The organism is Levilactobacillus suantsaiihabitans, assembly GCF_004745505.1.
In the GTDB taxonomy this organism is placed as follows: Bacteria; Bacillota; Bacilli; order Lactobacillales; family Lactobacillaceae; genus Levilactobacillus; species Levilactobacillus suantsaiihabitans.
In genome coordinates this window covers 1-12,915 of record NZ_RKLX01000035.1, presented here as the reverse complement: position 1 = coordinate 12,915, position 12,915 = coordinate 1, and the positions used below count along the sequence as shown (strand labels likewise).

Below are 12,915 nucleotides of genomic sequence, written 5' to 3'. Positions count from 1 at the left end.
GTTAGGTGATACCATCAAAATTTAGAGTCTCAATACATAGTAAGCAAGATCAAAAGCCGTCAGTTTTTGAAAAACATGAAAACTGACGACTTTTTTGAAAGGTATGAATAATTCAGGATCAGAATAATAATTTTATTTACATACTGCTACAAAGCTATCAAATATCACTATGATCCAGATTTAGAATTGCGGATAACACAGCATAAAATAATATTATTTTAATTAAAAAACCTCAATTTTTAAGGTAATCATTTTTGATTTTAATTTGAAGTAACAATATTCGAAGAGTTGTCATTTTTCTTGGTCATTTCTCGGATTTTAGTGGAGTTAGAAGTTTCAAGTGGTCCGCTCTGCTATGATTCTCTCATGTAAACATCATCTTTGTATATTGAATTTCTTTCGATATCTGATAAAGGTCGTCCGTTTAATCCCTGTATTACGGGCAACATCTACATCACTCATGCCTGCCTGATAAAGTTTAAAAGCATGTTGCAAGCGGGGATCGTCTTGGGTGTATTGGGGTTTGCGCCCATGATATTTACCCTGCTGCTTAGCTAAGGCAATCCCTTGCTGCTGGCGCTCAATAATTCGCTTACGTTCACTCTCGGCCTGATACTTATAGAGTTCAATAATCAAGTTGGTCATCAGTTGACGTAAATTTGGGTCAGCAATCCCTGTCATGGACGGTAAATTCAACACATCTAGGGTGGCACCCTTACTTTGAATGGAGTTCATGATCTTAGTCAAATCATAGTTGTTTCTGCCTAAGCGATCTAATTCAGTGACCATTACAATATCACCCTCACGAATATAGGCCAGCATTTTTTGCAGTTCTGGCCGATTAGTGTTAGCCCCACTTAATTTATCCGTAAATAATTTATCAACGTCTTTTAAAGCCGCTAACTGTCGATCTAAATGTTGCTCCTTGGAACTCACGCGAGCGTAACCGATTTTAGACATTTCCAAGTCTCCTTTTGGACAGTTCTAATGAACATTAGTAAATCCTAGTATAGCACAAAACCAGAAACGGCCAATAGGGTATACCCTATTGGCTAGATTGGTTTAGTCAAACAAAAATCTTAATTGGTTCCTTATAAGAGCATATAATTCCATCATCACAACTGTCCTGCTATAATTATGGTAAAGGTGGTGGATCTCGACATTGTTGCTGAATACGGCATTGATATTTCTAAACTGTATGACAAGATCAAAAATGTTATCGTTCGGGAAGTAAAGAATATGACCGAATTAGAAGTAATTGAGGTAAATGTGAATGTTGTTGATGTCAAGACAAAGGAGCAACATGAAAAAGATTCGACTTCTCTGCAAGATCGCGTGAGCGATGCCACAGACAAAACGAAGGAAGCCGTCAGTAAGGGCGCAAAGAAATCGAAGGAAACATTAGGTGACAGCGTTGATAAAGTAACGTCTGACAATAAATCTAGTCGTGTTAACTAAGGGAGTGAGTAAATATGGGACTTATTTGGTCATTAATCGTCGGGGCAATCATTGGTGCCATTGCTGGCGCAATCACTAACCGTGGTGCTGCTATGGGCTGGATTGCAAACATCGTAGCTGGTTTAATCGGTGCGTGGATTGGCCAAGGGCTCCTTGGTACTTGGGGCCCTTCGTTAGCTGGCATGGCATTGATACCATCGATCATTGGGGCAATTATTTTAGTTCTGATTGTTTCATTAGTTGTTGGTCGAACCAGTAAAAAGTAAGGGGGAATTTTATGGACGTCTTGAAAAATGTATTTAAGTTTATGATCGCTTCTACGCTCATTGTAGGTGGTGTCCTCATCGGTGGCACCGTCTTGGCTGCTAAGAAAGTAGATGGCATTGGTGATACATTGCAACAAAAATTACATGGATAATTAGCCAAATTTATCTGTATTAGGCTTCTTAGAACGTAAATAATTGAGCAATTGAAGATCAGTTAATCAATATTTAAATTGGGAAGATAACCCTTTATAAATATAGATTGGAATGTTTTTGATAATTAATCAAAGCAGGCACTTTTTTACATAGGTGCTTGCTTTTATTTATGGTAGATTGCAAATTTAATCCGAATTTTTGGACAAATTTGCAATCTACCATCTACCTAAATAATATAAAAATTCTTTTTCATCGGCAACTTAATGTAAAGTGCTCCATAACTGTTAGATTTCTTGTCTAACAATTATGGAGCACTTTACTTTGGCCGGTTGCGGACAATCTTTTATTAGATAAAAAGTAACTAAGCCACTGCCTTTAAAGCGGCTCGCTTTTTTATTTACATTCATATTTTACCATCAGTGATTACCCATAGCATAGCAAATTATGAAACGCCTATTTGATAACTGATCATCTAATTGAGTTAATACTTTTCAACTTCACGCGAATCTATTATTCGCAAGGTACTCACATACATTATTTCACCGTATATGAGACTTGGTCTGTAATATCACAAATCTCAGAAATCTTGGCAATAATGGCTAGAATAACCGAAGCGGAGAAATTTGTTTCGATTACGGTACCATTTTCAAGCGTGGCCGGTGCGTTGTGAGGCCTAAAGAGCATTCGACTTATCTGATTGTTTTCTTTAATCCGATCATAATTAAGACTATCCCTATTCCAAAGATCATTGAGGAAGATTTTCAACATTTGTTTCCATGTTTTTACTGGATATTCGTTTTCATTAATTGTTATTTGAACAGCGGCTTTACCCGTCACATCAACTGTTTGATCAATTGTGTACTCACCAGTAATTTCTTCTTCATTAACTTCTTTGATGTTTGGCATCGGAAAGATTTGGATTAACTCATCTGTTAACTCTTTAGTGCGGTCGATAATTGCTTCTTTTCCCCATTGATTATACGTTTCAGAAACTTCTCGAGTAAGAGAAACATTTGAGTCCTTATAAAATTCTTTTTTCTCACTATAAGGCTTATTACTCATCTCCTGATTATATTTAGTTAAAGTCAGGTTACCAAGCGTACCACCATACTGTTCTTTAACCTTATCAGCATTAGCAACCTGAAGTCGCCATTCTGCGTTCAATCGTTGTGGCATGATATGCTCAACCTGTGCATCATCAAAATTAATTGTTTCTCGAGTCCTATGTTCTTCAAGGATCACCAATGATAATTTTGCTAAATGATTTCTTTGATGATAAAGGTCCACTTCCATCAAACTTTCCAATAACTTTCGATTGTCTGGAAAGTTTGCCTTTAGCAACCGAAGTAACCTGAGGCGTAGGTTACCACCCTCTTTAGATAAATCACATAGGCCTACGACAATTTTATTTAAACCATTTGTTGGCATTTGACATGCCTTTAATCGGAAAAGATAACCTTCCAAAATATGTGCTAACTGAATGGCTTCTTCTTGATTAATTTTTGCTGTATCTACTAAATCCATTAATAGCATTAGATAAGGAAATACAACCTTACTATCCATCACATTGATATGCTCTAATATCTTATTAAACCGATCATCAGCAGATTTGTGATTCAAAATTTGATCGTAGTAACTAGCAAATTTAAAGAGGTCAGCGAGAGCTTGTTCGGAACTTAACCCATTTGAAATGAAGTAGTCCTTATAGCTACTATATACACCATTTTTTTTAACTGACGTATGTGTTTTGACAACCAAATAATGCCGAATAAATTCAGCAAATGTTTTAGTAGCAAACATACGCTCAATTTTAACCCAATAATTTTTATATAATTTCGTTTGTTGCTGTGAATCAAGTCTCATTAATAGGAAGTTTCGAACTAGATCAGAAGGTGATAACGAAACTCCCGTCGAATTTAAACTCTCAAAAATAACTTGTGGATTTTCTTCATTTGGATCGCTACTTAACTCAATGTAAACCATATTAAAATGGTTCATCGCTTCATACAGTTTAGAACTATCGATGTCACTGCTTTTAATCAGTTTTTGAAAAAGGCGATAATTATCGATAACTTTTGAAGGCTTATCAAAATCTAACCTATTCATTACTGAATAAAATGCTTCATAGTCATGTTCAACCGGTTTTAGTTTAAGATGATTATTATCATCCAGATATTTATTAGTTAAATACTCTTCCTCAATTTCCGCTTGGTCGTGTTCATCAGCAACCGACAATGCTTTTAATAGTAAAGTTAAGCTTGTTATGCGCTGCTGACCATCAATAATGCGATATATATGACTCATCTTATTACCGGTTTCGGTAACATAAACAATTGCACCAATAAAATGATCAGTATTAGTTTGCGCCGCAACGGTTAGGTCTTTAAATAATTGTTTACATTGTTCTCTATCCCACTCATAATTTCGCTGGAAAACAGGAATTTCAAAAATTGTTTTACCATTCCCCAGGAAATCAAATAAGTGTATGCTATCAGCTTTCATACTATTCTTCCTCCCCAAATTCGCGTTGTACTATTTCTGGCAGCGTACCTTCTTGCTTAATTTACGTCATTAAATTCGTTCAAGTTATTTCTTGCAATCTACCATTTACCAAAGAAATGTGTTTTGACAAAAATACCGACTGATATAGCAAGAACCAATAATAATGTTGCCTTGAAATCTGTCATAAATCTAAATATTAAAAACAAAAGCAGCCCAACTACCAAAATTAAACATAAAAACTCAATAATTTTTTCCATGTATCCCATTTTACACTAAGATACCAACGGCTGTGGCAATAATTGTTGCTGCTGTGTTAGCAATCCCCTTAGGAACACCACATGCTTTTAATCCTTTGGCAATTGCACTCTCCAAAGCTGCTCCAGTTGCCACACCGATAGTATTATTCCAGATATGCAAAAACTTAGCTTGGTTAACTTTTTTACCGATTAATTTTGCGACTTTCTTGTACACAATCTTAGGTAATGTCTTAGAAACATACACTTTTCCATATTTAGCAGCTAACCGTGCCATTAATCCTAATGCTGCTCTAGACTGAAAGCGAGGTGTTGTTATAGTTGCAGGTGCACTTTGCGATACCTCAGCTTTTAATTCGTCCTGAAGTTTAGCTGAATAGATACTAACTACATTTTCTTGATTTGTCGTTAAATTATCCATGTCATATGTATCAATAAGATTACCTAATTGATCTGAGTTCATACTTTGATAATCAATCTTTGTAACAGATGAAATTCCTTCTGCATCTGCAAAAGCAGATATAGAGGGAACAGCAACACCACCTAAAGTCATAGCTGTTAATGTCAATGTAATTAGCCGAACAGATTTTCTCATAAAAAACTCCCATGGAAATATATTTATCGATTTCATTTATCGATGTTCATATGATCGCAAAAGTATTGGCGATAAAAAAGAAACCATGTATTTACGTAACTAGCTAGTTTCCTTTATAGTTTTATAGGGAGCTGGCGTAAATTAAAAAATAGTTTATGCAACATCTTGTATTGCTTGTTAAACACCCCATTGTGCTGATGGTTAGATTAATAATTGTACTAAATAAAAGCCAAAGAGAATCGATTCTCTTTGGCTTTTTTATGTGGTTGATGCATGATTTCAATCCCATTTAGTAATTTACCATTAGTTTTAAGAAGAAGTATACTGAATTATCTCAAGCGTCCTGAGAGAGCCTATATTTCTATAGATTAACTGCTTTACTTTTCAAAGAAATCCAATAATCCATTTTATTGTCCGTAACACGCGACGACTCGTTCAATAGCTGTACTTTTGAGATTGATCTAAGATACCTTTAATACCTTACTTTTTGGGAAAAGTAGCCTAAATTTTTCTGATATTGTAGATTGTAAAATTATGAAGCCTAAACGCTAATCTGTTCGCGTATAATAAACTAGTGAGTAATTTAAAAGCGGGGGAAGGACTGTTTTTATGTTGGAACTGTCGTTTGAAAAAGAAGTTGTTAAAACCTTAACGACTGGAAGCAATCAATGGGTGGAACGCAAAGACCTATATGGTGCGACCCCGGATCAATTATGGGCTAATTTTCGTGATAAATTAAACAACAATAACTATGCTAAATTACAGGGACACCCTTTAACTGATACCGAATTTAATCAGGTTAAACGGGCGATTGAGGTCCGGACACCTTACGAAGCGGCTAAATTACTAGCCGCCGAAAATGGCATTGGCAAAGTGGAAGTTGAACGTGATGATGCTAAGCTGGGCACGGTGACGGTCGAGTTGTTTTGGAAAGCGGACGTTGCTGGCGGTAAATCTAGTTATGAAGTGGTACGGCAAGCAGTGCGACCACGGTTAGCTGGTACTCAAGATGTCGATCCTGATCGCCGTTTTGACGTAACCCTATTGATTAATGGGTTACCCTTAATTCAATTGGAACTAAAAAAAGCCACGGTCGAACTTAACCAGGCTTTTAATCAAATTGAAAAATACGCGCAGGAAGGTAAATATACGGGAATTTACTCGCTGTTGCAAATGTTTGTGATTATGACGCCGGATAGTACGGCGTATTTTGCGAATGCCGAACCGGATCATTTCAATAAAGCCTTTTTGTTCAATTGGCGAACGCGGGATAATCACCCCGTGGAAAACGGCTTAGCGTTTACGCGCCAAGTCCTTAATATTCCCATGGCCCACAAAATGGTCAGTGAATATACGGTCATCGACCAAGAACGTCAGAGCTTAATTCTCTTACGGCCTTATCAGATTTATGCGATTGAAGCCGTGATGCACCGGATTCATGACCATCAAGATGGCTTTGTTTGGCATACCACGGGTTCTGGTAAAACACTCACCTCATATAAAACCGCTAAATTAGCTGCGCAAGATCCCGGTGTCGATAAGGTCATCTTTTTAGTTGACCGGCGGGATTTAGACGAACAGACAACCAGCAACTTTAGTGCCTATGCTGCCAATGACGATATTGCCATTAACGAAGCCCAAAATACCGGTGATTTAATGCGTAAGTTGCAACAAAATGACGGTAAGGTCTTGGTCACCTCGATTCAAAAACTCCATCGGGCGGTCAAAAAAACGCAAGCCCAGCTGGCAACCGGTAAGCAATCCCGCTTTAGTAAGACTTTAAAGCAACGGGTGATTTTCTTTGTTGACGAAGCCCACCGGTCGCAATTTGGTAAGATGCAAAAGGAAATTCGGGCAGCGTTTGTCAATAGTAATTGGTATGGTTACACCGGCACCCCCATCTTTAATGAAAATAAGAAACAGCTCAAGGGTGATCTAGCGGTCACGACTGAGGAGCTATTTGGTAAAGTCTGTCACGTTTATAACTTGCGAGATGCCTTAGAGGACCAAGCCGTGTTACCGTTTAACGTCGAACATGTAACAACAATTGGCAAAGATACGTTAATAACCCGGGCCCTCGAGAAAGAAAACCAGCGCGTCAAAGCACGTCGCGATAAGCAAGGCCGCCTGCTGAGTACGGCTGATGAAGCGAAAATTCAAGCCAAGATTCAAGCGATGTCAGTCAAGGACTTGGAAGAAACGTATTTAACTCCGGCTGACTTTGAGACTGATGAACATATCCAACAAGTTGTTCAATATATTTTACAAAAAGGCCCACGTAAAACCAGCTTGGGGCATGGCAACTACAATGCGATTTTAACCACCAGCTCCATTGAAATGGCGCAACGCTATTATCAAGCCTTTAAAGCCGCGAAAAAGACTACTCACAATCAGCTAGATCCTGATTGGCCCCGAATTGCAATTACTTATTCATTAAGTGAAAACGAAGATCAGAGTGCGCAAAAACATGACCAAATGGCCACCATTTTAAAAGATTATAATCAGCAGTATCACACTAATTTTGATTTAGCCGATTTGAATCTCTATAACGAAGATGTCGCAAAACGGGCTGCCCGGCGTGAGGCGGTCTTTGCTCATTTGCAACCCGATCAGGAAATTAATTTAGTGATTGTGGTGCGACGGTTATTAACAGGTTTTGATGCCCCTCGGCTAAACACGCTCTTTGTTGACCGCACCTTAGCTTATCAAGAACTTATTCAAGCCTACTCACGCACCAACCGGCTCCAAAACCGGGAATTAAAACAAGAAGGCCAAATTGTGACCTTTCGGGTGCCGGCAATCATGGAAGCTAATGAACGTGAAGCTTATAAGTTATATAGTGGCGAAGGCTCTTTTAATGTCATCATTCGTCCCACTTATCAGCAGGCTGTCTTAAAATTTCAAAAGGCTGTGGTCGATTTAAAAGCCATTGCTCAAACGCCGACGGCTGCCGATGACCTGAAAGGAACCACTGCCAAGGTACAGTTTGTGAAAGCCTTTCGCCAAGTGAATCAGCAATTGAATTCCTTATCGATGTACAACGATTTCACTTGGGAAAACAGTGAAAAGGCCTTTGGTATCGCTCAGCCCGAAGTAGAATCCTATACGGGTAAATATCTGCGGATTAAAGCGGCGGTTACTAACCAAGAGCCTGAGAAAGTCCCCGAAGAATTAGCTGCCTTAGACTTTTCCCTAGCCGTTGGTTCAGTCGTCTTGGTGGATTATGATTATTTGACGCAATTAATTCAAGATTGGATTGATGAACAGCAACAGTACACGACACCTGATCAAGCCCAAGCCCATATGACCGATTACCTGCAAAATAGTGCCAAAGTACAGGCTAGTTTGAATAAATTAGCGGAAACGCAACCGCAACAGGCTCAATTAATTCGCGAAGCCATGCCTTATATTGAGCAACAAATGCAACAGTCTCAGCAACAGAGTGACCAAAATAAAGCGCCAGTAGCGTTGAATGCTCGGGAGTTGGTGGCTGATTATGCCCAGAGACAATTGGTCAAAAAAACGTCGGTATTCGCCCACACGTGGGGCTTAGATCAAACAGCCCTATTGCGGGTGGCGCGTGAACACACCGTGGGTACCGATGAATGGCATCATGAACAAGAATTAACGCAGTCAGCGAATTTAGCAGCGGCCTTACAAGCTCAAACTGCCACTGGGCCGAAGATTCCAGCTATTTTGCCACTATACCGGATTAAGTCCCAGGCCGCTTGGCGGCAGTTTATTGAACACGATTTAGCAATTTATCTACAAAAATAAGTGAGGTTAAACAATGTCAGAAAAAACAACGCAAGCTAGTCAACTTGAAAGCGCCCTATGGAATGCGGCCGATGTCTTACGCGGGAAAATGGACGCTTCTGAATATAAAAATTATTTATTGGGGTTAATTTTTTATCGGTTTCTATCTGAGAAAACCTTAACGACCTTTAGTGATTGGTCAGGCGAAACCGAAAATGTCACCCGGAAATATGCTCAGTATATGGATCCTCAGTTTGAATTGGAAGGCGTCTCGGTGCAGCCCAGTTTAGTGGAGTATTTGCAAAACACGCTCGGCTATTTAATTCAACCACAAGCGTTGTACACCACCCTGATTGGCAAGATTCAAGCCCATACTTTTGCGTTAGACGATTTATCTCAAGCGCTTCATGATCTGGAACAGTCGACGCAAAATCTGTCTTCAGCGCAAGACTTTTCGGGCTTGTTTGCCGATGTGGATTTAAGTAGTAATAAATTAGGCAGTTCTTTACAACAACGGAATCAAACTATCAGTGATACCATGTTAGCTTTAAATGCGATTGATCTTATCCATCATCAAGGCGACGTCTTAGGTGACGCCTATGAATACTTAATCGCGCAATTTGCTAGTGATTCTGGTAAGAAGGCGGGTGAATTTTATACTCCACGGCAGGTGTCCGACATTATTGCCCAGATTGTGACTTATCAGCGCAATGCAGGTGACAAACAAGTTCGAACTATTTATGATCCAGCGGTTGGTTCCGGTTCACTGCTATTAAATGTCGGACAGCACGTGCAAGACCCCAATTTAGTGAGTTATCACGGTCAAGAATTGAACACCACGACCTATAACCTGGCCCGTATGAACCTAATGTTACATGGAGTCTCGTATGACGATATGCACTTACGCAATGGTGACACGTTAAGTAAAGATTGGCCGGTTGACGAACCTTACTTATTTGATGCGGTCGTCATGAACCCGCCCTACTCGGCACACTGGGATAACAGTGATAAACGCTTGTCTGATCCCCGTTTCCGCGACTATGGCGTCTTACCACCTAAATCTAAAGCCGACTTTGCCTTTCTGCTACACGGCTTTTATCATTTGCAGGAACACGGGACTATGGGCATTGTCTTACCCCATGGCGTATTATTTCGGGGTGCTAAAGAAGGCAAGATTCGCCAAAAGCTCCTGTTAGATAACCGGATTGATGCCATTATTGGACTACCCGCCAATATTTTTCATTCCACTGGTATTCCAACGTTAATCATGATTTTAAAGAAACATAAAACCACTGATGACGTCTTGTTTATTGATGCGTCCCGGGAATTTGAAAAGGACAAGAATCAAAATAAGCTAACGGCAGCGAATATTCAAAAAATTGTGACAACTTATCAAAACCGGCAGGATGTCGATAAATATGCTCATGTGGCCTCACCGGCGGAAATCAAGGAGAATGACTACAACTTAAATATTCCGCGCTACGTTGATACATTTGAACCGGAACCCGAGATTGATCTGGACCAAGTTAAAGCTGATCTAAAGCAACTGGATGAGGAAATCAGTCAGAATGAACAATCCTTTAATGAATTAGCTAGCCAGTTAGTGACCACCCAGGTTAATGATCAGTCAAAACCGGAGGCCCACAATGAAAGATAACCAAGCTAAATATCCGCAATTAAGATTTAAAGGTTTCACTGATCCTTGGGAAGAGCGTAAGTTAGGCGATTTGGGTTCAGTTGCGATGAATAAGCGCATCTTCAAAGAGCAAACAAGCGATGTAGGCGATATTCCATTTTATAAAATCGGTACTTTTGGTGGAACGCCAGACGCCTTTATATCTCGTGATATTTTTGAAGAATATAAGTCAAAATATCAATACCCGGAAGTAGGTGACATACTAATTTCGGCATCTGGTAGTATTGGCAGAACTGTTGTGTATCAAGGATATGACGAATATTTTCAAGACTCCAACATTGTTTGGCTAAAGCATGATCAACAGCTAGATAATTCATTTTTGAAACAATTTTATTCAATCGTAAAATGGCAAGGACTTGAAGGAAGTACCATCAAGCGACTATACAATAAAAATATTTTGGAAACCAAAATTACGTTACCTTCGCCTGAAGAACAAGCTCAGTTGGGTTCATTCTTCAAACAACTAGACGACACTATCGCTCTTCATCAGCGTAAGTTAGCTAAGCTTAAGGAACTTAAACAGGGCTATTTGCAAAAATTGTTCCCCAGAAATGGTAGCAAGTTCCCGCAATTAAGATTTGCAGGGTTTGCTGACGCTTGGGAAAAGCGTAAGTTGGGGGAGATATTTAACTATGAGCAACCAACAAAATATATTGTCAAATCTACAGAGTATGATGACAATTTTAATACTCCTGTTTTAACAGCAGGTAAGAGTTTCTTATTGGGCTATACAGATGAAATTAGCGGGATTAAAAATGCTACCGTAGAGAATCCAGTTGTTATATTTGATGATTTTACAACTGGCTCTCATTATGTAGATTTCCCTTTTAAGATTAAGAGCTCCGCAATGAAATTACTTAGTTTGAATGATAATTATGACGATTTCTATTTTATGTTTAATACATTGGAGAATATAAAATATGTACCTAAAAGTCATAAACGTCATTGGATTTCTAAATTTTCATCATTTGAAATCTATAAACCTAGTCAGGAAGAACAACAAAAGATCGGTTCATTCTTCAAACAGTTAGATGCCACTATCGCTCTTCATCAGCGTAAGCTTGAAAAACTCCAAGAACTAAAAAAAGGGTATCTACAAAAGATGTTTTGCTGATTCTTAATTTGATCAAATTTAGGATCCTATGAAACCCCATGACTCAATTTTTATTGTGCTTGGTCAACACTTAATTCACCCGTATAATGGATTACGCAGGAAGTTTTAAGGGCGGTGGCTGTCTTTTCCCTTGTGAGGTGAGGCCCATGGGAACATGGAATAATCTTCAGGAAGGTTTCACAGTCAATGAGCGTCTTCCAGACACTCTCGTTGATGTTGCTGTTTGGCACGTTTTTAATCGCGCTACTCAGCTATATCGACAAGCACCACAAATAAAAAAGCCGCCCTGCGTAACTTTGGTAGGTTACAGGGTAGCTTAATGCTGTCTTATTAACTTCGCCACCGCCTTTGAAGCGGCTTGCATGGGAAGTCCTGTCTTCAGCAGGGCTTCCTTTTTCTATTACATTATAGCATGTCCTTTAAAAACTGGCTAACGTTTTAGACTTTGGTCATTTTTGAAATCGGGTTGTTTGATTGACGGATTTTCTTCAACAAATGTTGTGAGTTGTTTTTGCGTTCGATTACTGATTTCCTGGTGTACATCATTTAACTGATTTTTTATGGGGATTAGTTGCCTGTTGAATTTGTTGTTGCAAGCCTTGATAGGACTTATTAAGTGCTTGGGCTGATTGCTTTTTTAGATCATGCTCAGGCTCTTTTTGGGCTTCTTGTAAGCCTAATTGTTTGGTTAACCCGTCGCTAAGCTCAATCACTTTGTTGCTCACTTGCTGGATCTCACTTAAAGCACTATGGATCACGGCTTTATCTTTAGCCCAGGTGGCCACGTAACCGAGTGAGTAGTTGCTGGTATCAACTCCAATATTTTGCATGGCAACATATGCGACCGCTTCGGCTTGCGTTTCTTGATAGGCTCGCGGGCGATCTTTAAAGGCTGATTTTAACCCATGTAACTGACTATGCGCATATTCATGATATAACGTCTTCAATTTTAAAGCATTATCGGGCTCATCGCCACCAATGACGATTTCATTAGTGCTGGGTTGAAAATACCCCTTAGCCCCATTTAGCGTCGCTAAAGGCACTTCACTGACTTTAAGGTCGGTTTGCTGGTTTAAATAATCTTTGAACGCGTTATATAAGCTTGTCACATTCTGATGATC

Annotated in this window: 9 protein-coding genes and 2 pseudogenes; 7 read left to right on the top strand and 4 right to left on the bottom strand. The window is 39.2% G+C overall.

Annotated features, from left to right (window positions below; all coding sequences use genetic code 11):
- Positions 1-375: 375 nt before the first annotated feature.
- Positions 376-960, bottom strand: a complete 585-nt coding sequence (locus EGT51_RS12445) for a recombinase family protein (protein WP_135368992.1) — start codon at positions 958-960, stop codon at positions 376-378.
- 189 nt (positions 961-1,149) lie between these two features.
- On the opposite strand from EGT51_RS12445, the pseudogene EGT51_RS12440 reads away from it, so the two are divergent.
- The 3 genes and pseudogenes from EGT51_RS12440 to EGT51_RS12430 all read left to right on the top strand — a co-directional run.
- Positions 1,150-1,458 (top strand): annotated as a pseudogene (locus EGT51_RS12440) (Asp23/Gls24 family envelope stress response protein); the annotation flags it as partial.
- 14 nt (positions 1,459-1,472) lie between these two features.
- The gene (locus EGT51_RS12435) at positions 1,473-1,724 is read left to right on the top strand and encodes a GlsB/YeaQ/YmgE family stress response membrane protein (RefSeq protein ID WP_003680323.1); all 252 of its coding nucleotides are present in this window, start codon (positions 1,473-1,475) and stop codon (positions 1,722-1,724) included.
- 11 nt (positions 1,725-1,735) lie between these two features.
- Positions 1,736-1,876 (top strand): hypothetical protein, encoded by a 141-nt coding sequence (locus tag EGT51_RS12430; protein WP_081539454.1) that lies wholly within the window; start codon positions 1,736-1,738, stop codon positions 1,874-1,876.
- Between the two features lie 535 nt (positions 1,877-2,411).
- On the opposite strand, the gene EGT51_RS12425 is transcribed toward EGT51_RS12430, so the two are convergent.
- Positions 2,412-4,379 carry a DUF262 domain-containing protein gene (locus tag EGT51_RS12425; RefSeq protein ID WP_135368991.1) on the bottom strand — a complete coding sequence of 656 codons (1,968 nt, stop codon included), beginning with the start codon at positions 4,377-4,379 and terminating at the stop codon, positions 2,412-2,414.
- A gap of 267 nt (positions 4,380-4,646) precedes the next feature.
- A complete protein-coding gene (locus EGT51_RS12420; protein WP_135368990.1) occupies positions 4,647-5,228 on the bottom strand; it encodes a hypothetical protein in 582 nt (193 codons plus the stop codon).
- 609 nt (positions 5,229-5,837) lie between these two features.
- Between EGT51_RS12420 and EGT51_RS12415 the strand changes: the two genes are divergently transcribed.
- The 4 genes from EGT51_RS12415 to EGT51_RS13165 all read left to right on the top strand — a co-directional run bounded on the left by EGT51_RS12415 (position 5,838) and on the right by EGT51_RS13165 (position 12,070).
- Positions 5,838-9,005, top strand: coding sequence for a type I restriction endonuclease subunit R (locus tag EGT51_RS12415; RefSeq protein ID WP_135368989.1), 3,168 nt, complete (start codon positions 5,838-5,840; stop codon positions 9,003-9,005).
- 13 nt (positions 9,006-9,018) lie between these two features.
- On the top strand, positions 9,019-10,641 hold the full coding sequence (locus EGT51_RS12410) for a type I restriction-modification system subunit M (RefSeq protein ID WP_135368988.1): 1,623 nt from the start codon (positions 9,019-9,021) through the stop codon (positions 10,639-10,641).
- A complete protein-coding gene (locus EGT51_RS12405) occupies positions 10,631-11,794 on the top strand; it encodes a restriction endonuclease subunit S (RefSeq protein WP_135368987.1) in 1,164 nt (387 codons plus the stop codon). Before EGT51_RS12410 ends, EGT51_RS12405 begins: the two co-directional genes overlap by 11 nt.
- A gap of 186 nt (positions 11,795-11,980) precedes the next feature.
- Positions 11,981-12,070, top strand: coding sequence for a putative holin-like toxin (locus tag EGT51_RS13165; protein ID WP_021353390.1), 90 nt, complete (start codon positions 11,981-11,983; stop codon positions 12,068-12,070).
- A 154-nt stretch (positions 12,071-12,224) separates the two neighbouring features.
- Here the strand turns inward: EGT51_RS13165 and EGT51_RS13105 are convergent.
- Positions 12,225-12,915 (bottom strand): annotated as a pseudogene (locus EGT51_RS13105) (hypothetical protein); the annotation flags it as partial.